This is a genomic window from Burkholderia ambifaria AMMD, assembly GCF_000203915.1.
Taxonomy (GTDB): Bacteria; Pseudomonadota; Gammaproteobacteria; order Burkholderiales; family Burkholderiaceae; genus Burkholderia; species Burkholderia ambifaria.
This window is the reverse complement of sequence record NC_008392.1, coordinates 179,380-201,407: the sequence shown is the minus strand read 5'-3', so window position 1 is coordinate 201,407 and position 22,028 is coordinate 179,380. Positions and strand designations below refer to the sequence as shown.

18 protein-coding genes are annotated in these 22,028 nt (G+C 66.8%); 14 read left to right on the top strand and 4 right to left on the bottom strand.

Annotation, left to right across the window (positions count from 1 at the left end):
- Positions 1-528: 528 nt before the first annotated feature.
- From BAMB_RS28625 to BAMB_RS28595, 7 genes are all read left to right on the top strand, one after another.
- Positions 529-5,586 carry a trifunctional serine/threonine-protein kinase/ATP-binding protein/sensor histidine kinase gene (locus tag BAMB_RS28625; RefSeq protein ID WP_011660641.1) on the top strand — a complete coding sequence of 1,686 codons (5,058 nt, stop codon included), beginning with the start codon at positions 529-531 and terminating at the stop codon, positions 5,584-5,586.
- A gap of 132 nt (positions 5,587-5,718) precedes the next feature.
- The gene (locus BAMB_RS28620; protein WP_012372787.1) at positions 5,719-6,363 is read left to right on the top strand and encodes a response regulator transcription factor; all 645 of its coding nucleotides are present in this window, start codon (positions 5,719-5,721) and stop codon (positions 6,361-6,363) included.
- Positions 6,364-6,590: 227 nt separating this feature from the next.
- Positions 6,591-6,974, top strand: coding sequence for a response regulator transcription factor (locus tag BAMB_RS28615; protein WP_011660639.1), 384 nt, complete (start codon positions 6,591-6,593; stop codon positions 6,972-6,974).
- A 135-nt stretch (positions 6,975-7,109) separates the two neighbouring features.
- Positions 7,110-8,240, top strand: coding sequence for a sensor histidine kinase (locus BAMB_RS28610; protein ID WP_011660638.1), 1,131 nt, complete (start codon positions 7,110-7,112; stop codon positions 8,238-8,240).
- A 378-nt stretch (positions 8,241-8,618) separates the two neighbouring features.
- The gene (locus tag BAMB_RS28605; RefSeq protein ID WP_011660637.1) at positions 8,619-9,467 is read left to right on the top strand and encodes an SDR family NAD(P)-dependent oxidoreductase; all 849 of its coding nucleotides are present in this window, start codon (positions 8,619-8,621) and stop codon (positions 9,465-9,467) included.
- Positions 9,468-9,489: 22 nt separating this feature from the next.
- Positions 9,490-9,912: a DUF3331 domain-containing protein gene (locus tag BAMB_RS28600; protein ID WP_011660636.1), complete on the top strand. Its 423-nt coding sequence runs from the start codon at positions 9,490-9,492 to the stop codon at positions 9,910-9,912.
- A gap of 172 nt (positions 9,913-10,084) precedes the next feature.
- Positions 10,085-11,278, top strand: a complete 1,194-nt coding sequence (locus tag BAMB_RS28595) for an MFS transporter (RefSeq protein WP_011660635.1) — start codon at positions 10,085-10,087, stop codon at positions 11,276-11,278.
- A gap of 92 nt (positions 11,279-11,370) precedes the next feature.
- On the opposite strand, the gene BAMB_RS28590 is transcribed toward BAMB_RS28595, so the two are convergent.
- On the bottom strand, positions 11,371-12,624 hold the full coding sequence (locus BAMB_RS28590; RefSeq protein ID WP_011660634.1) for a phthiocerol/phthiodiolone dimycocerosyl transferase family protein: 1,254 nt from the start codon (positions 12,622-12,624) through the stop codon (positions 11,371-11,373).
- Between the two features lie 90 nt (positions 12,625-12,714).
- Positions 12,715-13,161 (bottom strand): cupin domain-containing protein, encoded by a 447-nt coding sequence (locus BAMB_RS28585; protein WP_011660633.1) that lies wholly within the window; start codon positions 13,159-13,161, stop codon positions 12,715-12,717.
- A 325-nt stretch (positions 13,162-13,486) separates the two neighbouring features.
- Between BAMB_RS28585 and BAMB_RS28580 the strand changes: the two genes are divergently transcribed.
- The 5 genes from BAMB_RS28580 (at position 13,487) to BAMB_RS28560 (ending at position 16,763) form a co-directional block, all read left to right on the top strand.
- On the top strand, positions 13,487-13,732 hold the full coding sequence (locus BAMB_RS28580) for a DUF4148 domain-containing protein (RefSeq protein WP_011660632.1): 246 nt from the start codon (positions 13,487-13,489) through the stop codon (positions 13,730-13,732).
- 46 nt (positions 13,733-13,778) lie between these two features.
- Positions 13,779-14,195 carry an organic hydroperoxide resistance protein gene (locus BAMB_RS28575; protein WP_011660631.1) on the top strand — a complete coding sequence of 139 codons (417 nt, stop codon included), beginning with the start codon at positions 13,779-13,781 and terminating at the stop codon, positions 14,193-14,195.
- A 57-nt stretch (positions 14,196-14,252) separates the two neighbouring features.
- The gene (locus tag BAMB_RS28570; protein ID WP_011660630.1) at positions 14,253-15,098 is read left to right on the top strand and encodes a CPBP family intramembrane glutamic endopeptidase; all 846 of its coding nucleotides are present in this window, start codon (positions 14,253-14,255) and stop codon (positions 15,096-15,098) included.
- 202 nt (positions 15,099-15,300) lie between these two features.
- Positions 15,301-15,849, top strand: coding sequence for an RNA polymerase sigma factor (locus BAMB_RS28565; protein ID WP_011660629.1), 549 nt, complete (start codon positions 15,301-15,303; stop codon positions 15,847-15,849).
- Complete coding sequence (locus BAMB_RS28560; protein ID WP_041491753.1) at positions 15,846-16,763, top strand: anti-sigma factor; 918 nt, start codon at positions 15,846-15,848, stop codon at positions 16,761-16,763. The genes BAMB_RS28565 and BAMB_RS28560 overlap by 4 nt, the downstream gene beginning before the upstream one ends.
- A 420-nt stretch (positions 16,764-17,183) precedes the next feature.
- On the opposite strand, the gene BAMB_RS28555 is transcribed toward BAMB_RS28560, so the two are convergent.
- Positions 17,184-18,089, bottom strand: coding sequence for a ketopantoate reductase family protein (locus BAMB_RS28555; RefSeq protein WP_011660627.1), 906 nt, complete (start codon positions 18,087-18,089; stop codon positions 17,184-17,186).
- A gap of 235 nt (positions 18,090-18,324) precedes the next feature.
- Between BAMB_RS28555 and BAMB_RS28550 the strand changes: the two genes are divergently transcribed.
- Positions 18,325-19,653: an MFS transporter gene (locus BAMB_RS28550; RefSeq protein WP_011660626.1), complete on the top strand. Its 1,329-nt coding sequence runs from the start codon at positions 18,325-18,327 to the stop codon at positions 19,651-19,653.
- A 178-nt stretch (positions 19,654-19,831) separates the two neighbouring features.
- Entirely contained in the window at positions 19,832-21,004 is a 1,173-nt protein-coding gene (locus BAMB_RS28545; protein WP_011660625.1) for an aldose epimerase family protein, read from the top strand.
- 30 nt (positions 21,005-21,034) lie between these two features.
- Here the strand turns inward: BAMB_RS28545 and BAMB_RS28540 are convergent, their stop codons facing one another.
- Positions 21,035-22,006 carry an AraC family transcriptional regulator gene (locus tag BAMB_RS28540; protein WP_011660624.1) on the bottom strand — a complete coding sequence of 324 codons (972 nt, stop codon included), beginning with the start codon at positions 22,004-22,006 and terminating at the stop codon, positions 21,035-21,037.
- Between the last annotated feature and the right edge of the window lie 22 nt (positions 22,007-22,028).

Below are 22,028 nucleotides of genomic sequence, written 5' to 3'. Positions count from 1 at the left end.
AGTCGATCGAATGGTATGCACGGTATCTGGCGAACGCGGGAGCCGGACGCGCCGGCCGCGTCGCGAATGTCGTCAGAATCCGTCGCATCTGTATTGAGCGCCGCGAAGGTATCCCGCATGTGTCCGCGGCGCGGCGTTTTGCAATGTCATGTATCGATGCGGACACGCGATACATCCGGATACGAAAGCGCCGATCACGGCGCGACGCGAGTGCGCTTCGACAACGCGCAGGCATTCGCCGGCGCGCGTTGTTGCATTGACGATATCGGGCTGGAATAATCGGCGGGTTCGCGTGTTATCACGGGTACCTGGAAGAAGGCGAGGCGGCCGGTGAGGTGCGACACCGCACGAGCGACATCGAGTGCGCCCCGCGGCCTGCGTCACGACCGCGGGTTCGAACGAACGGATACAACCCGGCATCCCGCCGCAACACGTGGCCGGTGGCACGGGTGTCGCATGCCGTGCTCCACGCCGCCGTGCCAGCGGCGTTCGAGCTGATGAACGCCACCGTTTCCTTACTGCATTCGCATGATCGAACTTTCGACACGCCGCTTTATCGAATTGAGCCCCGGCCCGCCACGGCTGCACCGCGCGATCGACGACCATGCGCCGCCGGTTCTGGTCGCCGGGCGCGGCGCGGCGGCGCCGTCCGCGGTCGCGGCGCTGCAACGCGAATATGTATTGCGCTCGGCACTGCACGAACGCTGGTCCGCCGTGCCGCAAGCCATCGTGTCGCACGGTGGCGGCGCCGTGCTCGTCCTGGCCGATCCGGGCGGGATGCCGCTCTCCGTTGAAGCTGTCCCGCAGCAGCGGTTGTCTGCGTTTCTGCGGCGCGCGATTGCGCTCGCGACTGCGCTGGGCGAGATGCATGCGGCCGGTATCGTGCATCGTGCGCTTGCGCCGCATCGCTTCCTCGTGGATGACGACGATCGTGCGTTCCTGACGGGCTTCGGCTATGCGCTGGGCCCCCATGCGACCGACCCGTTGCGCGACATCGCTCTCGAGTGGGACGACACGGATTTCGTCTATACGGCGCCCGAGCTCGGCACGCGCATGAACCTGCGTGTCGACGCGCGCGCCGATCTTTATTCGCTCGGCTGCATTCTCTACGAGCAGTTGACCGGCGTGCCGCCGTTCGATGCGACCGATGCGGCCGGGCTCGTGCACGCGCACGCCACGCATTCGGCGCGCGCCCCTCACGAACTCTTTGCGCACGTACCCGAGCAGATTTCGCGGATCGTCGTGAAGTTGCTCGAAAAGGCGCCGGAGCAGCGTTACCGCACAGCGGCGGGGCTCGTCGCCGACCTGCAGCGATGCGAGCAGTGCCTGCGCCGCGACGGTCGCATTCCGATGTTCGCGCTCGATGTGCATGCGGCGCTGCAGCGTCTGCAGCAAGCCGATCACGTGGTGGGCCGCGAACAGGAGATCGACGCGTTGCGCGCGCAGTACCGTGCCGTCGCCGCCGGTGGCGAGATGCGCGTCGCATGGGTTTCCGGCTACTCGGGCATCGGCAAGTCGACGCTGCTGCTGGAGGCCGTCGCGCGCATCAGGCACGACGGCGCGCTGCTCGTGGCCACCAGCAAGGGCGAGGAAGGGCGCCGCGGCACGCCGTATGCGATGCTTGCCGAGGCGCTGGCGCCGCTGCTGCAGTTCGTGTTGGGTTGCGCGGACGACGAATTCGACAGGTGGCGCGCGCGAATCGGAACGGCCGTCGCGCCCGTCGGACGCACGCTCGCGAGATTCCTGCCGGCGCTCTCGGCGGTGCTGGGCCCGCAAGCGGGGCCGCCCGAGCAATCCGAACTGGCGCCCGGGCTGGAGCGGGAACGCGTGCTGCAAGCGATCGCCCGGTTGATCGCGTGTTTCGCGGCGCCGGAGCGCCCGCTCGCGCTGCTGCTCGACGATCTGCAATGGGCCGATGCGGGCACGATCCAGGTGCTTGAGCGGCTGGTGCAGCAACACCGCGACACGGCGTTGCTGCTCGTCGGCGCCTATCGCGGCAACGAGATCGATGCCGGTCACCCGTTGCGGGCCGGCCCGCTGGCCGACGTTGCCGATGCATTGACGGTGGAGCTCGGGCCGCTGAACGAGCGCGCGACGACCGAGCTGATCGCCCATGCGCTGCATCAGGACACCGATGCGCTGCGGCCGTTGTCTGACCTGATCGGGCAGAGAACCGGCCGCAATCCATTCTTCGTGCATCATCTGCTGCGCCTGCTGGCCGACGAAGGCATGCTCGATTACGACGCGGGCGCGGGCCTGTGGCGCTGGAACATGGCACGCATCGCCGCGCATCGCGGCGGCGATGACGTCGCGATGATGCTGGCGCGGCAGTTCGAGCTGCTGCCGGACGGCGCACGATTCATGTTGCGACTGCTGGCCTGCATCGGCCAGCGCGCGTCGACGCGCCTGCTGGCCACGGCCGCCGGCCTGAGCGAGCCCGATGCGATCGACGGGCTGCAGGCAGCGCTCGATGCCGGCAGTGTCCAGCGCGACGGCGACGACTGGACGTTCTGGCACGATCGCATTCGCGAGGCCGCGTATGCGTCGATTCCGGAGGACGAGCGCGCACCGCTGCATCACGCGATCGCGTGCCGTTTGCTGGCGGCCGGCGAGGCCTGCGCCGACGCGTTCGTGCTGGCCGCGCAGGCGAACCTCGCCGGCTCGGTGGTCGCGACACCCGCGCAGCGCCGCGCGTTCGCGCGCGTGAACCTGGAGGCCGGACGGCAAGCCCGGGCGTCCACCGCGCATCATTCCGCGCTCGGCTTCTTTCGCGCGGCCGTCGATTTCCTCGGCGAACGGGACACCAGCGACGACGGGCTCGACGCGCGCATGCTGTGCGGCGAGGCCGAGTTCATGACCGGTGCGCTCGAAGCGGCCGAAGCACGCCTGGCCGAGCTGGAGCGGGTAGCCGGCGACGGCACGTTCGGCGCGGATCTCACGCGCCTGCGCGCGGCGTTGTACACGGCGCTGGGCCGCTTCGATCTGGCGCTCGGGGTCGGCCTTGCGTTCCTGAAGCGCGCCGGCATCGATATCCCGCCCCATCCGGACAGCGCGGACGTGCATCGCGAATACCTGCGCCTGCGCGGCTGGCTGGATCGCAACGGGATCGACGCGCTGCGCGACCTGCCGATCATCGCCGATCCGCTGCAGCGCGCGATCGTCGACATCTTTGCCGACCTGATCCCGCCGGCACTCTATTCCGACCAGGATCTGGTCGACATGATTCTGCTGCGCGCGGTGAATCTGGCGATCGAGCATGGCCATTCCGATGCATCGGCCGACGTCTACGTCTGCATGAACCAGATCTTCGGCGTACGTTACGGCGATTACGCCGCGTCGCTGGCATTCGGCGAGCTCGCGCTGCATCTGGTCGACGAGCGCGGGCTCGATCGGTATCGCGGCCGCGTCTACATGGCGCACGGCACGATCGTGGTGCCGTGGGTGTTGCCGGCGCGCTCGGCCCGCGCGTATATCTCGCGGGCATTCGAGATCACGGTTGAGTGCTGCGATCATACGTTCGCGCTCTATTGCAAGCGCAACGAGGCGACCGGCATGCTGTTCGCCGGCGAATTTCTCGGCGACGTGCGCGATACGGTGACGCACGGGCTCGCGATCGCGCGCGATGCGAATTTCCAGCTCGTGATCGATGCGCTGCTCGCGCAGCAGATGCTGCTGAAGCAATTACAGGAAGGCGAGAGCGACGATCGCGACCGGTTGGCGCCGCCGGAGGGCCGGCCGCCGACCCTGGTCGATCTCGCGTATTGGGTCTACCGGCTGCAGGCCGCACTGTTGTTCGGCGATCTTCCGGACGCGCTCGACGCGCGTCGGCACGCGGAAGCTTGCGAGCATGCGGCGCGTTCGTTTTCCGAGCGGGCCGATCTGCCGTTCTACGGCGCGCTCGCGCTGCTTGCGCTGCCCTGCCGCGATGCGTCCGACGAGGCTGCGCTGCAGCGCCATGTCGAGCAGCTCGACGTCTGGGCGCGCGCATGCCCGGAGAACTTCGTCGCGCGACGCGAGCTGGTGCGCGCCGAGCACGCGCGCGTGAACGGGCAGCCGCTGGACGCCGCGGAAGCCTATGCGCGCGCCGTGGTGCACGCGGGCAGGCATGGCTTTACGCAGGTCGAGGCGCTGGCCGCCGAGTATGCGGCGCGCTTCCATGCCGGTCGCGACACGATTGCCGCGCACGCGTATTTGCGCCACGCGCTGAGCGCGTGGCAGCGTTGGGGGGCGCTCGCGAAGGTGCGCGAGTTGCAGGCCGCGCATCCCGATGTATTCGATGCCGGAGCCGCCAATCCGGTCGGGAGCCGGATGCACGCACTGGACGTGAACGCGGTGCTGCGCGTGTCGAACGCGCTGGCGAGCGACATCGTGCCGGCGCGTCTCGTGGAAACGCTGTTGCGCACGACGCTCGAAAGCGCCGGCGCCGAGCATGGCGCGCTCGCGGTGCTGCGCGAGGGCGTCTGGCACGTACCGGCGCGCGCGGACGTGATCGACGGCACGATCGTCGTGACGCAGGAGGCCGTGTCGTTGACGGCGAACGTGCTGCCCGTCTCGGTCCTGCAGGCGGTCGCCCGGACGCAGGAAGGGGTAGTGATCGACGATGCGTCGGAGTCGCCGGTTCACGGTCAGGATGCCTACGTTCGCCGTCGGCGCCCGCGTTCGGTGATGTGCGTGCCGCTGATGCGTTATGCAACGCTCGTCGGCGTGCTGTATATGGAAAACAATCTGGCGGCGCGGATGTTTACCGCGGCCAAGGCGGCGCTGGTGGAGGTGATCGCGTCGCAGGCCGCTTTCGCGCTCGAGAACGCGCGGCTCTACGAGGAGCTGCTCGAGCAGAACCGTCAGCGCGCGCATGCCGAGGAGCAATTGCGTGCCGCACTGGCCGGCCTCGAGCGCGCCAGCCGGCTGACCGCGATGGGCGAGCTCGTCGCGTCGATCGTCCACGAGATCGGCCAGCCGATCGCCGCGGTCGACACGTCGGCAAGCGCCGGCTTGCGCTGGCTGAACCGGGAACCGCCCGACCTCGGCGAGGCGCGGGCAATGCTCGAGCACATCAACCGGAGCGCGGCGCGGGCCAAGAGCATCATCCAGGCGCTGCGCGCGAAGGCCCGCAAGGCCGCGCCGCAGTTTGCGACGGTCGACCTCGCCGAGGCCGTGCGCGAGGCCGCGGCGCTCGTCGCGCGGCAGCTCGACACGCTGGACGTGGTGCTGGAGCTGCGCAGTCACGAGGGCCCCGTCTACGTATACGGCGACCGGATCCAGCTCCAGCAGGTCGTGATCAACCTGCTGACGAACGGCGCCGAATCGATGGCCGAGCTCGAGACGGCGCGTCGTCTTTCGCTTGCGTGCGAAGCGCACGGCGTTGACAGTGTGTGCGTGAGCGTGGAGGATTCGGGCAGCGGCATTGCGCCCGATATCGCGGACCGGCTGCTCGAACCGCTTTTCACGACCAAGGAGAACGGGATGGGCATGGGCCTCGCCATTTCGCATTCGATCGTGGACGCGCACGGCGGCACGTTGACGCTGTCGCCGCGAGAAGGTGCCGGTACGCGCGCCACCGTGATGCTGCCGCGCGTCGATCCATGATGTGTCGTCCGTCGGCGCGACGCGCGGCGCGCAGCGCGCAGGTGGCGGACAGGTTCTTCGCGTTGTTGTGTTTGAGCCGCTGAGCGGTGACTCCTGAAAATTCATCAGCGAATATCGATGCCGGAAACCAGAATGCCCCACGCGACACCTGATCGAAACAGCCGCACCGTCTACGTCGTCGATGACGACGAATTCGTGCGTGCCGCGCTGATCAGCCTGCTGCGATCGATCGACCTGGAGGTTCGCGCCTTTGCGTCGACGGAAGAGTTTCTCGCGGCACCGAAGGGCGCGGGACCGTCGTGCCTCGTGCTGGACGTGAGGCTGCGCGGGCAGAGCGGCATCGCGTTTCAGACGTCGCTGGCCGAGAGCGGCGGCCCGCAGATGCCGATCATCTTCATCACCGCGCACGGCGATATCGCGATGACGGTGAAGGCGATGAAAGCCGGCGCGATGGATTTCCTGACGAAGCCGTTCCGCGACCAGGACATGATCGATGCGGTGATCGCGGCGCTCGAGCGCGATGCGAAACGGCTGCAGGACGATCACTCGCTGCTCGACCTGCGCGCGTGTTGGGAATCGCTCACACCGCGCGAATGCGAGGTGCTCCAACACGTCGCGACGGGCCTGATGAACAAACAGGTCGCGGGCAATATGGGCATCGCCGAGATCACGGCCAAGATTCATCGCAGCCAGGCGATGCGAAAAATGAAGTGCCGCTCGGTGGCCGAACTGGTGCGCAAGATGACTGCGCTCGGCATCAACGTGCCGTCGCGCTAGCGGCGGCGCGGGCGCGAAACGCGTCGGCGCGGTGCACCGCGCGCCCGGCTTGGGAAAGCCCGAGCGTCACTCGTTTACCCGGAGCCTTCATCGACCGGCCCAGGCACCCGCGCCGAGCCTACCCATACGTAGGTATGATGGCGATGCCGCGGTGTGACGGTATGCTGGCAACTTGGGTAACAGTGCTCGGGACGGGCCCGGTCCGTCCCCCTCGTCATTAAGCAGGGATGCCTTTTTCACTCTCAGCCTCCGATCTCGTGTCCATTGTCGACGACGATCCCTTCGTGCGCGCCGCCGCGGGAAGTTTCGTGCGTTCGCTGGGCGGAGAGGCGCGCGAATTCGCGTCGGGGCCGGCCTTCCTGGCGTCCGACGCGGTGTCGCGCACGCGGTGCCTGATCTGCGATCTCCAGATGCCCGAGATGGATGGCCTCGAAGTGCTGGCCCGGATGGAAGCGCTCGGCCTGCGCATTCCTACGGTGCTCGTCACGGCGTTCGTCAGCGCTCGCACGTCCGAGCGCGCGCGGGCCAGCACCGCGCTGTGCCTGCTCGAGAAACCGATCGACGCACAGGAGCTCGAAGGCTGGCTCGCCCGCGCGCTCGGATACGGCTGATCGCCGGCCCGCGCCGCAACGGCAACCTAAACCTTCGTAGGGGGTAGATGGCCGCTTGTTTGATGGTGCGAACCCCCGCACGCATGTTTTCATGTTCCCTGTACCGTCCGCCGCGACGGCGACAGGAGAACGAAGATGGCCAACATTCCTACCTTATCGTCCGGAGCCTGGTTTGACGCTCGGCTCACGCGCTCCATACGCAACTTCAGCCGCACTTGCCGCGAGCATGCACGCGGTTTCGTCGCGTGTCCGGCCCGGCTGTTCGTCGTCGCGGGCGTGCTGTTCGTCGCGGCGGCGCTGTACGACGCTCGCGACCTGCTCGCGCATGCATTGCTTCCCGCCGTCGACCGCGATCTTCTGATGGCGAGCGCGACGTGCGCGCTGCTCGCGCTGGTGGCGGCGGTGCTGTGGCTGCGTGCGCTGCGACTGGACGCGGCAATCCGGCAACTCGCCGCGACACTCGAGGATCATGGGCTGGAAGAGCTGCCCCGTTCGCTGGTCGAGCGCGGCACGCCGTCGATCGCGCGACTGGCCGCCGCGATCAACGGCGCGCATCACCAGCATGCGGATCGCGTGACGGAACTGCTGCATGTGCTCGCCGCCTATGCGCATGATCTGCGTACGCCGCTGACGCGCGTGATGCTGCGTAGCGGCATGCTGGAAGATCGCACGTTGCGCGATGCGATGGAGCGCGACCTTGCCGAGATGGGCGAGCTGATCAACGCGAGCCTTGCCTGCGCACGGCTTCAGTGCAGCGTGGCGGAGCCGCCGCGCAGTGTCGACGTGAATGAGTTGCTCGGCTCGCTGGTCGACAACTATCGCGACGCGGGGCTTGCCGTCGCGCTGGACGGGCGGCTGGACTGTCCGCTCGTGACGTTTCCACATGCGCTGCGGCGCGTGCTCGTCAACCTGATCGACAACGCGCTGCGTTACGGCCGCGATGTCCGCCTGTGCGTTCGCGTCGATGCCCGGCGCGTGATGCTTGCCGTGGTGGATTCGGGGCCGGGCATCGTGCCGGCGGAGATGGAAGCGGTGTTCACGCCGTGGTATCGGGCGCCGCAGACAGCGGCGCGTGCGCCGGGATCCGGATTGGGGCTCGCGATCGCACGGCGGCTGACGCAAGCGATGCAGGGCGAGCTGCAGCTGAACAATCGCAGCACCGGCGGCCTCGAAGCGCGCGTGACGTTGCCGCTTGCTGCTACTGGTGGACACGATGTCGCGTGCGAGCCGGCACGCGCCTGTCGTTGCGGACGCTATCTGTCCTGACGCACGCAGCGCGGCCCGCTCGCCGCGAATCCCGATACATGCGCGATGCTGGCCCATGCTCTGCCGGCGTCCGATTTCACATAGCCATTCAACAACGCGCACGAAATCGTGTAGTTCTACATATGACTGGTTATGTGAAGGCCACTCATCAACTGCGCGACGTTCTTCGTGACAATTGCGCGATCACCGCGTCGTACTCACGGTATCGCCAGATACATTCCGATACGCCGCGGACATACACGAGATACATGGTGGGCTCCCAATGGTGCATGACGTCGGGTTCGGCGAGTCCGCGATCCCGCGGACGCACGGCAATCCCCCGTATTCACAACCGTGTGCAGGACCGGACGTCGATTGCAATTGACCGGGAGTACGACAATGCATGACAGCAAAGTTTGGTTCATCACGGGCTGCTCCGGCGGCCTGGGTCTTCAGCTTGCCGAGGCGGTACTTTCCGCCGGCCACACACTGGCGGCAACGGCGCGGGACGTGACGCGTCTCGCCAGCCTGACGGACGCATATGGCGACCGGATTCTGGCGATCCCGCTGGACATCACCGACCCGGACGCGGCGCGCGGCGCCGTCAGTCTGGCGGTCGAGCAATTCGGCCGTCTCGACGTGCTGGTGAACAACGCGGGCTATGCCGATCTGGCGTCGATCGAAGACATCACCGACCAGGCGCTGCACGAGCAGATCGAGGTCAACTTCTTCGGCGTGTGCAATGTCACGCGCGCGGCACTGCCGTTCATGCGTCGGCAACGGGCCGGCCACATCATTCAGATCTCGTCGGTGGGCGGACGAGTCGGCGGCCCCGGGCTCGCCGCCTATCAGGCAGCCAAGTGGGCGGTGGGCGGGTTCTCCGAAGTGCTGGCGAAGGAGGTCCGCGATTTCGGCATCCAGGTCACGATCGTCGAGCCGGGATCGATGCGGACCCGCTGGGCCGGCTCGTCGATGACTATTCCGCCGATCAGCGACGCGTACAAGCCGATCATCGAGCCGGTAGCGGCACGCTTGCGCAGCATCGACGGTGCGCAACCCGGCGATCCCGCGCGGATTGCCCGCGCGCTGCTCGGCATCGCCGGATCGCCGATAGCGCCTTTGCGATTGCTGATGGGCAGCGACGCGGTCGCGGTAGCCGGCGCGGCGGCGAGGTTCCGTGCGGAAGAGGACGCGCAATGGCGCGAATTGAGCGAATCGGTTTCGTTTCCGCCGGCGCAGACCGAATGAAGCCGGCTGCCGGAGACTGCAGATGATCACGCTGTCCGAAGACAACATCGTCGCGCGGGTGCTGCTGAATGTGCTCGATCCGTCCGCCGAGCAGCTCCACGCGTGCACGAAGAAGTGGGCCGTCGGCCACCGGCCGCGCCGTGCAAGCACGGGCTCGCGCATGGCGCGGCGGCCCGTCAACGTCGTGATCGTGAGGCGCATCTCGGCCAGCGCGATTAGCGTCTCGTGGAGCGACGCGTGTCTGGGCAAGTCTACCGAGCAGATCTGGAGCAGAGGGTTTGCCGACGGCGCGGCGATATGTGCACTGAGCGGGCGTTGCATCGGCCGCGGCGACCCGGTGTTTCGCCCTCACGCCGGCGAGGCGCGCGTTCCGGTGAGTCGGGAACTCACGATCCTCGCCGCCACCGTCGCGCAGCGTCCCGATCTGTCGCTCGCCGATACCTGAGCGCGTCGCGCACGTGGGCGGTCGTCGCGCCTATACGAACGTATGCGGCGCATCATCGGAACAGTTCATTTCCGCGATTGCGGATTGTGCGGATCATGTTGCGATGGCCCGGGGGCGGCGAGCTTGTCGCGCCGCCGCCCGAATCGACCGGAATCTTGAAACTAGGGGAAGCATGATGGCCGATCCACGCACGATGTCGCCGCGCGTCGCCGCGTTCGTGCTGCTCGGCGCGCTGCTGACGGCATGCGGCTACGGCGCGACATTTCTACTGTCGATGCATTTCCGTGTGGCAGGCGGCAGCGACATCGACACGGGGGCTGCACTGGCCGAAGCGATGATCGGTGCGCTGCTCGGCCTGCCGCTGGTCGCGTGGTGCGCGCACCGGATCGGCGCCGCGCGGGCGACCGCGCTGGCGGCGCTGGTCGTCGGCGCAGGCGTCGTCGGCTTCGCGCTGATCGCGCGCACCGGCTCGCTGAGCGTCGTGCCCGGCTTGCTGGTCGGCATCGGTTGGGGCGGCTTCTGCCTCGCCGCGCCGATGATGATCGCGGAGCGCACGGCGGATATCGAACGTGAGCGCTGGTTCCTGCGGTTCGGGTCGTTTCAGATGGCCGGCGTCGGCGGCGGTCCGGCCGTTGCGGCACTTGCGATTCGCAATTGGCACTGGACGACGGGCGCGGTGTTCTGCACGGTCGGCGCGCTGTGCGCGACGGCCGCGGTGATGCTGGAATGTTTCGGCCGCCTGTCGCCTGCCTCGCACGCCGTCGCACCGCCGGTGCGGGATCGATGGGTTCGCGAGATGGGCGCGATCGTCCGCACGCCTGCGATCTATCCGATCGCGATCATCGCGCTGGGCTCGAGCGTCTTCTCGGGGCTGATGACGTTCCAGATGTCGATGGCGCAGGGCCCGGGCGTGAAAGCCGGAACGTTTTTCGGTCTGTATTCGGCCACGGTGGTCGTCATCCGCGGGCTGCTCGGTGCGGTCGTGATTCAGATCCGCGTCAGCGCGACGACGCAGATCCTGCTCGGCTTCATGATCCTGAGCGTTGCCGTGACGTTCGCCGTGCCGCACAACGCACTGCTTCATTCGGCCAGCGCCGTGCTGCTCGGCACCGGATATGGCCTCGTCTATCCGATCGTGCAGGCGCAGGCCGTCAACAGTGCCGACGCGCGGCACCGGCACGCGGTGCTGACCTGGTTCGTGGCGTCGTACTTCGTCGGCGCATTCGGATTTCCCGCGCTCGGCAGCATGGTGCTGGTGAGCATGGGCAAGACGATGCTGTTGATACTGATCGCCGGATGCGGCCTCGCGGTGCTGCTTCTGTCGATCGTCGAGCACCGCAAGCGGGTATTGCCGGTGGCGTGTTGAACGCACGCGCCGGGGTTCCGGAATCCGTCTGCCGCTGCGGCGCGCGACGATGGTCGGCGTCGCGCGCACGCGAGGCGAGCAGCCTCCGACGGTCAGCTCACGGCTTCCTCGAGAATCGCGCGGACCTCTTCGAGCAGTCCGCGTATCGCGCCATGGCTCGTATGCGTGAGACGTAGCACGCCGTCGATCGTGCACGCGCCGATGATCTGGTCGTCGGCGAAGCCCGACGTCACGATGGGGCCCCACAGCGCGTTCAGCGACACGCCTTCGTACGCGGAAGCAATCGGCTGATTGCCCAGATTCGACACCATGACGTCGAAGGCCAGCACGGCCGACAGAAACCCGGCCGCATGCTCGACGCTCGGCCGCGCGGTCATCACGGCATCCAGTGCCTTCAGTTCGGCCGCCACGCTTTCGCGCGCTTGCGACGGTGCAAGATCCTGTTTGATCTTGCGGGCGGCGGTCCATAGCTCCGTACCGCGCGGGTGATCGTCGATCGTGATGGTCTGCGTGATGTAGACGCCGGCGGCGGCACACGCATCGTCGGAGAGACCGCGCAGGTCGATCGGCGTGACGGTCCTCAACGCGCGATCGGTCCACGCGCTGGACAGACGCCGGCCGGCTTCGTGAACGGCCGCGGCAATCGCGCCATGCACGGTGGTTTGCTCGGCACGTGCGCGCGCCACGAGCCGGCGGGTGACATCGGCGGAAAGCGCAATGGCGTCGACATGCGGCGCTTGCGCGGCGTCCGGACGAAATGGCTTGGGCGCGGGCGCCGGCGACGGCGGCGGCAACACGGCGGCATGGCTCAGATCGGTATCGAGCACGGTCTCCAGCGACGGCGCCAGCGGCAACGGCGCCAGTCGCTCGCCCGACAGGACGCTCAACAGATCCTCGATCAGCGATGCACTGCCCATGCCGTCGATCACGGAATGATGTGCGACCAGGATCAGCGTCGAGCTGCATTCGCCTTGCAGCAAGGTCGCGCGCAGCAGCGGCGCCGCGGACCCGACAAAGCGCGTGGCGATTTCGCGGGCCGCTTCCGCTTGCCACGCAGTCGGGTCTTGCTCGAGCACGCGCAACGGCACCGTGGCGTCAGTCACGCGATAGAAGCCTGAATGCTGTTGCGCGTCGATGGCGATACAGGTCGATAGCAGCGGATGCCGGTGCTGGAGCGCCTGAAACGCCGCGTGCCATGCGTCCGTCGCAAAGCGCCGGTCGATCTCCGCGACCATCGCGAAATGCGTCGGCCGATTCTGGTCGAGCAGCCAGAACAGATGTTCCGTGCTCCCGAGCGCGCGCACGAGCCGCTGATTGTCGTCGATTTCCTGCGATTGATTCCGCACCCTATGACTCCCGAAGTGATGGTCTGCCTCAACAGAACAATCGAGGTGGGTGCGCTATTCCGCGATGGCCGGATTGCTCGATGTGCCGGACTATTTTTTCCTGTCGTCGGGGTTGTAGGTCACGTAGAGCTTCGTATAGCCCGGCGTGTCGAAATGTCCGGTCCATCCCTTCGGAAGCGTGACGGCCTCGCCGGTCTTCACGAGCATCACCGAACCGTCCGATGACGTGAGCTTCACGCTGCCCGAAAGAAAGTACAGGAACTCGTTGTACGGCAGCCCGTGCGGCCCCTTGATTTCCTCATGCGACGGGCCGGATCGATAGACGCCGGTCTGGTAAGCGTTGTCGGTCGACGTGAACGTCGCGACGTCCGCGTTCGTTTCGCCGCCTTCGTCTTTTTTCACAGCATCGGCGCGATTGAATATCGCACCGGCAAGGTCGGACCTCGACGCCTTGACCGGCTTGATCGTTTCGGCGTGCGCGTCGACCGCAGTCATGACGCTGAACGACAGCAGCGCTGCGAGGGCGTATCGGGACATCGGCTATCTCTCCGTTGGTTTTTTCGTGGCAGCGACGTAAAGGGTGAACGCGCTGTCGTGGCGCCATTTTGTCGGAAAAACCCGCCTTCGTTTAGCGATCGATCGAAAACGAGACGGCAGTTTTGTTTCTCAATGTGTATGAAACCGGTCTGGATACATGGCCTTGCAAAAGCCATTTGTCGAGACACACGTCAGATACGTCGTCTGGATTTAATGCATCTCATCGATCGAATCCGATCAGGGCGCGCGAGACGGCTTCGCGAGATCAGCGACCGCCGAGCGCCCCGACAGATTCGCGACAGCCGAATTTATCCAGGAGAACGACATGAAAGTAAAGACGATCGCTTTGGTTTTCGCGGCGTGCGCCGCCGTTGCAGCCACCACTTCCGCTTTTGCAAGCAGCGCCGCCGACACGAGCATCAACGACCAGACCGTCGGGCAAGCGAGCCAATGGGCGACGGGCGGCAAGGCGCCGAAGGGCAAGACGCGCGCCCAGGTTCGCGCGGAACTGGTGCAGGCGGAGAAGGACGGCCAGCTCGCGGCGCTCGAACAGCTCTACCGCGGCAGTTGATCGCCGGCCTCGCCATTTATCCACCCTGTTCAACACGGTACCGACCATGAACCACGAAACGAAAATTCTGTACACCGGCGAAGTTCGCACCACCGGCGGGCGCGACGGCGCCGCGCACAGCGCGGACGGCCGCCTGGATGTGAAGCTCTCCGCGCCCGGCTCGGCCGCGCCCGGCACGAATCCCGAGCAGCTGCTGGCCGCGGGCTGGTCGGCGTGCTTCATCGGCGCGATGGGCCTGGCCGCGCAAAAGCTGAAGGTTTCGCTGCCGCGCGACACGCATGTCGATGCGCAGATCGATCTGGCCACGAACAACGGCGCGTACTTCCTGCAGGCACGGCTGAACGTCAGCGTGCCGGGCGTCGACGCCGACGTCGCGCAGGCGCTGGTCGATGCGGCGCACCAGACGTGTCCGTATTCGAAGGCGACGCGCGGCAACATCGACGTGGTCGTCACGGTGGCCTGATACGCGTGCGGCGCTCGACGCGATCGACGCGCCGTTGGCAACTCTCCGGAACGTGCAATGACCGCATTGACGTGGTGTGCGATTTTTCTGGCCGCACTGACGGCGATCTCGAGGCTGCCGCGCGGGCTCACGCTGAGCCTGCTCGCCATCGGCTATGCGATCGCGTTCGCGTCGCGGCAGTTGCAGCCGATCGCGCTCGTGCCGATCGCGCTGCTGGTCGGCACCGGCGTGCTGTTGCAGCGGAATCTGCCGTTCGCCGGCAAGGTCGTGTGCAACGTCGTCTTCTGCGTCATTGCGGTCGGACTGTTTCAGCATTGGCTGCCGGGTTTCGACAATCTCAGGGTGATTCATGCGGCACGCCTGACGCCGGATGCGGCGCCCTACACGATGTATCTGAACTTCGACAAGCCGCTGATCGCGTTCTGGCTGGTGCTGGCCTACCCGTGGGTTCTGCCGGAGAAGCCGCTGTCGACACGTGTGATCGCGGCAGTCGTCGCGTGCGCGGCGACATCGGCGGTCTGCTTCTCGATCGCGTGGTGGGCCGGATTGATTGCGTGGGCGCCGAAGTGGCCGCAGTTCGCGTGGCTGTGGGTGCTCGACAACCTGCTGCTGGTCGCGTTCGCGGAAGAAGCGTTTTTCCGCGGCTATATCCAGGCGGGTGCGACCCGGTTGATGCGCGCGCAACCGAATGCCGGCTGGCTCGCGCTTGTCGCAGGCGCCGTGCTGTTCGGGCTTGCTCACTATCAGGGCGGCGTGTTGCTGGTTCTGCTGGCCGGCCTGTCCGGCATCGGTTACGGGCTCGCCGCTCGCGCCGGCGGCTTGCAATCGGCCGTGCTCGCGCACTTCGGCGTCAATCTGGTGCAGTTCGGGTTGCTGACCTATCCATTCATCGCCCGGGCCTGAGCGAACGCGCGCTCTGGCACGTGGACCTGTGATCCGGCAGTTCGGGTAATACGCGACGGCGGATGGAATATCTGCGCCGTCCAGCTGTTTACGTGCACTGCAGGGGTGTTGCCCGCTCAATTTCGCCTAAACCCATGGATACACGTCAGATACTGCAGTTCGTCAACGTCGGCTTGGTAGCACCGCGGGAGGATCGACGTAGATGACCGCAGCCGAACTGTCCGCCATGCTCCCCGCGATGCTGCCGCGTCTCTGGAGTTTCGCGCTGCGAATCTCCGGCGACCGGCACGACGCCGAGGATCTCGTGCAGGGCGCGTGCGTCCGTGCGCTCGAACGCGCGCATCAGCTACGACCGGGAACCGCGCCGCTCAGCTGGATGTTCTCGATCGTGCAATCCACCTGGCTCAACGAACTCCGCGCACGCAGCGTGCGTCGGCGCTCGGGCATGGACTGGGACGACGACCTGCTCGAAACCATCGCCGATCCCACCGCGCCGACCCTGGAGCAGCAGGCGCTCGATGCGCAGATCGTCAGGGCGGTGCAGCGTCTGCCCGAAGCGCAGCGCGTGGTGATGTTGCTGGTCGCGGTGGAAGGGCTCAGCTATGGCGAAGCGGCCGAGGCGCTCGGCGTACCCATCGGGACGATCATGAGCCGGCTTTCGCGTGCCCGTCAGACGATCGGCGCCCTGTTCAGCGATGGAAAGGAACGACCCATGAAGGGCGCAGCGAAGAGTGAGGATCAGGGGGCATGAAAATGGACGACATCCTGCTCATGGCATACGTGGATGGCGAACTCACGTCGCACGAGCGAGAGGAGGTCGACAGGGCGATCGACACGTCGGCCGATATCGCCAGGCGGGTTGCCCTGTTCGAAGCATCGGTGTTGCCTTATCAGTATGCGTTCCAGCGCCAGGAATGGCCGCCGCTGCCGCAGAGCCTGATCAGCAAGGTCGCGGAAATCGCGCGGGCGTATGCCGGGCCTTCGGCGCCGTCCGCGGTTGGCGGCGCGCGTCGCGCGGATGCGTCGGCGCCGGCGTCGCGGCCCGACGCGCACGCGCCGTCTTCCGCGCCGGTTCGCTCGCGCGTTCGCACGATGATGCCGTGGCTCGCGGCCGCGTTCGTCGCGGGCGCGTTCTGCTGCGGCGCCGTCCTGCACTTCGCGCCGCGGGACGCGTTGATGACCGCGCGGACGCAGATATCCCCGTGGATCATGGCAGCCGTGAACTATCAGCGGCTCTATACGCGCGACACCGTTGCTTTCGATTCGTCGAATCTGGCGGCCGCCGCGCATATGGTTGAAAACATTCGCCGCGACGACGGGCTGCGGATCCGCATTCCGGACCTGCGCTCGGTCGGGCTGACCTTCAAGCGCATACAGCGGCTGAATTTCAATCACAAGCCGCTGGTGCAGATCGTCTATCTGCCCGAAAAAGGCTTGCCCGTGGCGCTGTGCGTGATGAAGGACGAGCGGCCCGACACGGCGCTCGCGCGACAACAGGTCGGCAGTATGGAGGTCGTGACGTGGCGCCGTGCCAGTGTCACCTATGCGCTGATCGCCGCGCCCGGCGACACCGATCTCGGCGCGATCGGCAAGCGGATCGCCGACAACGGCATCGAAGAAGTGCTCGGTGAGCTGCAGCAGGCCGGCCCGGCGATGGCGAGCTGAGCGTTCGCGACGGCGACACCGTGCGCGCATCGCGGCCGGCATGCCGGTGCGTCACGGTTCGCGGGGGCCGTCAGGCGTCGGCGTGAGCAGCCGGTTGAGGCTGGCGGCCATTTGCCGCGCGTGGGGCTGAAGTTTCGCGATGACCTGGCTGGCATCCCTGATAGCACGCCGGCTCGCGAGGCCTGCATCAAACACGCGAGACCGTCGGTTTATTCCCGGCACCGCGGTGACGCCGATAGATGGCTTCTGTCGCCATCGGGCGCCGGCGTCGCTGCCGCCACCACGGGCGGATTCGGCGACGCGGCTGCACTGTTGGCGAAGGCGACGGTGTATCCGATCGCTCGCGATATGCTGAATGTGTTCGTCCGTCGCGGTCGACCTGACTGCCTGCCCCGGTCGACCGCGCGGGATCGTCGCCCGTCACGAGCGCGCCGCGGCCTTGGCTTCCAGCATCTTCACGAGCAGATGGAGTGTCCGATTGACCGGCGTGCCGATGCGTGCGGCCAGACCGCGCCGAACGACCGCGCCGTTCAGATGGTCGATTTCGCCGGGTTTGCCGCGCGCCAGATCCTGCGCTGTCGACGAATACTGGCCCGGGGGAATCGTCGCTTCGATGTGCGCGACGATATCGGCCGGCTCGTCGTCGACATGCACGCCTTCGGCCGCGGCGACGGCGATGCATTCGGCGACGATCGCGCACATCGTTTCGCGCAACGCATCGCGATGCGGCATCTCGCCCAGCGGCAGGTGCACGATCGCGGAAATCGCGTTGTATGCGCAGTTGAGCATGAACTTGCGCCAGAGTACCGCGCGCACGTCGTCGGCGATCCGGGTGGGAATGTCCGCTGCGCGCAGTACCTGTGCGAGCCGTTCGCTGCACGGCGACGCTTCGATCGCGAGATCGCCGCGGCCATGGTGGAGCAAATGCCCGGGGCCGGCCATCTCGCTCGCCACGTAGACGGCCGCGCAAATGACCGGCTGCGCGATCTCCGCCCGCAACAGCGCCGCGTTGTCGACGCCATTTTGCAGGCTGACCACGATGGCGTCCGGCGCCAGCACATGACGCAACCCGCGCGCGGCCTCGGCGGTATCGCCCGCTTTCACGCAGATGAAGACCACGTCGGCCGAGCCGGCGGCGGCGATGTCGGTCGACGCATGGGCGGACACGCGCGTGTCGAATGTGCGCGTCTGAATGCGCAAGCCGTGGTCGCGGATCGCATCGACATGCAGCGGACGGCCAATGAACCCGACCTCGTGGCCGTGCAGCGCCAGCATGCCGCCGAAGTAGCAGCCGACCGCGCCGGCGCCGAGCACTGCAAACCGCATGATGTCTCCGAGGGAATCAATGAACATGGCATGCGCGAACAAGCCGCATGGGTGAAACAGGCACGTCGGCCCGTCCATGCACGTCAAACACGCGAGACCGTCGGTTTATTCCCGGCACCTTCGTGACGCCGATAAATCGGATGCGCGACGGAATGACGCGAACGCGTCGCGTGTTCTCGTGAGGTGGCACGTCATCGGATCGGCATGCCGATCGGAAACCCAACCTCTTCCAGGAATGAATTCATTGAACGCGTCTCAGATTCCGCTTGCGCCGCCCCGTCCGCTGACAGGCAGCGACCACCGAACGCTGGTGCTTGCCGCGCTGGGCGGCGCACTAGAGTTTTACGACTTCGTGATTTACGTGTTTTTCGCGACGGTCATCGGTCAATTGTTCTTCCCGCAGTCGATTCCCGACTGGCTGCGCCAGGTGCAGACGTTCGGGGTGTTCGCGGCCGGCTATCTCGCGCGCCCCCTCGGCGGCGTGATCATGGCGCATTTCGGCGATCTCGTCGGCCGCAAGCGCATGTTCACGATGAGCGTGATGCTGATGGCGCTGCCGACGTTGATGATGGGGTTGCTGCCGACTTACGCATCGATCGGGGTCGCCGCGCCCGTGCTGCTCCTGCTGTGCCGTGTGTTGCAAGGCGCGGCCGTGGGCGGCGAAGTGCCCGGCGCGTGGGTGTTCGTGTCCGAGCACGTGCCGCCGCGCCATGTCGGCTATGCGTGCGGCCTGCTGACGGGCGGCCTCACGCTCGGCATCCTGCTCGGCTCGCTGATCGCGGCGGGGATCAACCAGCACTACTCGCATGCCGCCATCGGCGCGTATGCATGGCGGATTCCTTTCGTGGTCGGCGGATTGTTCGGAATCCTGTCCGCATTTCTGCGACGCTGGCTCCATGAAACGCCCGTGTTCATCGACATGAAGCGCAGCCGGGCGCTGACCCGCGAAGTGCCGTTGAAGGCGGTGCTGCGCGATCACGGCAGGGCCGTGCTGGTGTCGATGATGCTCACGTGGACGCTGACCGCCGCGATCGTCGTCGTGATCCTGATGACGCCGACGCTCGTCGCCAAGCGCTTTCATATCGAGCCGGCGCTCGCGCTGCAGGCCAATTCGGCCGCGACGCTCTGCCTGACGATCGGATGTATCGTCGCCGGTGCGGTGGCCGGACGCATCGGCACCGCCCGCACGATCTTCTGCGGCTGCCTGCTGCTCGGCGCATCGTATTTTTTCATGCTCCGGCAGCTCGCCGTCGATCCGTCATTGCTGCTGCCGCTCTACGCGGTATCCGGTTTCTTCGTCGGCGCGGTGGCGGCGATCCCGGTCGCCATGGTCAACGCATTTCCGCCGGTCGTGCGTTTTTCAGGGATCTCGTTCTCGTATAACGTCGCGTATGCGCTGTTCGGCGGCCTGACGCCGGTGTTCGTGTCCGTGATGCTGAAGTCGAACCCGCACGCGGCGGAGTTTTATGTGGGCGCGCTGTGCATCGTCGGCGCGTTGGCGGGCTTCGCGTTGCGCCCCGCAAGGTCGTCATCCGGGATCGAGGCGGCCATTTCGAAGCCGTGACCGGGCCGCACGAAGATCGGGACCTGCGTTGACGTGAACCGGCGCGGGTCGACCGTCGTCCAATGTGTTCATGCGCGATGGCCGGCGGCATTCCCCGAGCGCGTCGGTCGGCCTATCTCCGGGCGCCGCACGGGCATACAATTTGCCCCACGCGAAAAACCCGCTTCGGAGGCATTCCATGAAACGACTTTGGCCGCTCCACCCGCTCCACTCGCTACTCGCGATCTGTGCATTCGCAACGTTCGGGCCATACGCAACCGCCGCATCGACGGCGCCTGACGTCACCCTCGGCCGCGCGGACTACGGCACGACCGCCGCGGGGCAGGCGGTGAGCCAGTACACGCTGGCCAACGCGCGCGGCGTGACGCTGAAACTCATCACGTACGGCGGCATCGTGACCACGCTCGAGGTGCCCGACCGCACCGGCAAGGTCGCCGACATCGTGCTCGGCTTCGATTCGCTGCGCGACTACGAAGCGCACAACGGCAACATCCATTTCGGCGCGTTGATCGGCCGTTATGCGAACCGCATTGCACGCGGGCGCTTCACGCTCGGCGGCAAGACGTGGACGCTGCCGGTCAACGACCCGCCGAACACGCTGCATGGCGGCCCCGACAGTTTCGACGCGAAGGTGTGGACGGTGACGGGCACGCACAGCGACGGCAACGGCGCGAGCGTGACGCTGCGTTACGTGAGCCCTGACGGCGAGAACGGCTTCCCCGGCACGTTGACGACGGACGTGACCTACACGCTGACGCGCGACAACCTGGTCCGCATCGACTACCGCGCGACGACGGACCAGACCACGGTCGTCAACCTGACCAACCACAGCTATTTCAACCTGGCCGGGCAGGATGGCGGCAGCGTCGAGCGGCAGTTGATCGAGATTGCCGCGTCGCGTTTCACGCCGACCGACGCCACGTCGATCCCGACCGGGCAACTCGCGAGCGTGGCGGGCACGCCGATGGACCTGCGCCAGTTGACGCCGATCGGCGCGCATCTGCGTGACAACGATGCGCAACTCGTCGTCGCGCATGGCTACGACCAGAACTGGGTGCTCGACCAGGGCGGCCAGTCGGCCCCGGCGTTTGCCGCGCGCGCGTACGATCCGGCGTCCGGGCGGTTTCTCGAGGTGTACACGACGCAGCCGGGGCTGCAGTTCTATACGGCCAACGGGTTGAAAGGCAGCGTTGCGGGCAAGGGCGGGCGGGCTTACCGGCAGACCGACGCGTTCGCGCTGGAAGCCGAGCACTTCCCCGATTCGCCGAACCATCCGACCTTCCCGACGACCGTGCTCAAGCCGGGGCAGACGCTGCACGAGGTGACGGTGTGGAAGGTGGGCGCGCGATGATCGCGTTGACGCGCGGCGGGATGCGGCACGTCAATGCGACGACACATACACCGCATCGTCGAACGCCGCCGGAATCGCGAACTGCGCGCGCATGCGCTTCGTCTCCTGCGCGGGCGTGAGCCCGAACAGCCGCTTGAATTCCCGGCTGAACTGCGACGGGCTCGTATAGCCGACCGCATAACCGGCCGCCTCCGCGGTCAGGTCCTGGCGCACCATCAAGAGGCGTGCCTGATGCAGTCGCGTCGACTTCAAATACTGCATCGGCGACACCTGCGTGATCGCCTTGAAGTGGCTATGGAAGCTCGGCACGCTCATCCCGGCCTCACCGGCCAGTCGCGACACGTCGAGCGCCTGCGCGTAGTCGGCGTGGATCACGCGCAGTGCACGGCCGATCCGGCCGAACTGGCCGCGCATCGCCAGCGCGTTTCTCATCGCGCTGCCCTGCGCGCCGGTGAGCACGCGGAAATACAGCTCGCGCAGTAGTCCCGGCCCGAGCACCGCTGCTTCGAGCGGCCGATGCATCGCCTCGACGAAACGCAGCACGCTCGCCTGCATCGCTTCGTCCATCGGCGTCGACATCATGCTCTTCGGCGCCTGCACGGGCTCCGGGGTCCCCGCGCGGTCGATCTGCGCGGCCAGTTCGGCGGCCATCGGGAAATCGAGGTGCAGATACAGCGCGAGCAGCGGGTGCTCCGCCGTCGCGTCGGTTTCCATGCTGAACGGCACGGGCACCGACACCGCCAGATAGTGATCCTCGTCGTACAGATAGCGTTCGCCGCCGAAATAGCCGCGCTTGTGGCCCTGGCACACGATCACGATGCCCGGGTCGTACAACACCGGCGTGCGCGACAGCGCGCGGTTCGAGCGCAGGATGCGCACGCTCGGCAGCGCGGTCAGGTTGTAGCCTTCGTCGGGCGCCAACGCGTGCAGCAACGCGATCAGGCGTTGGCGGCCGCGCGCGGGCAGCGACGGCGATCGGGGCGAGGAGGGCGCGGCGCTCATAGTTTTGTGCAAGAAAATCAGC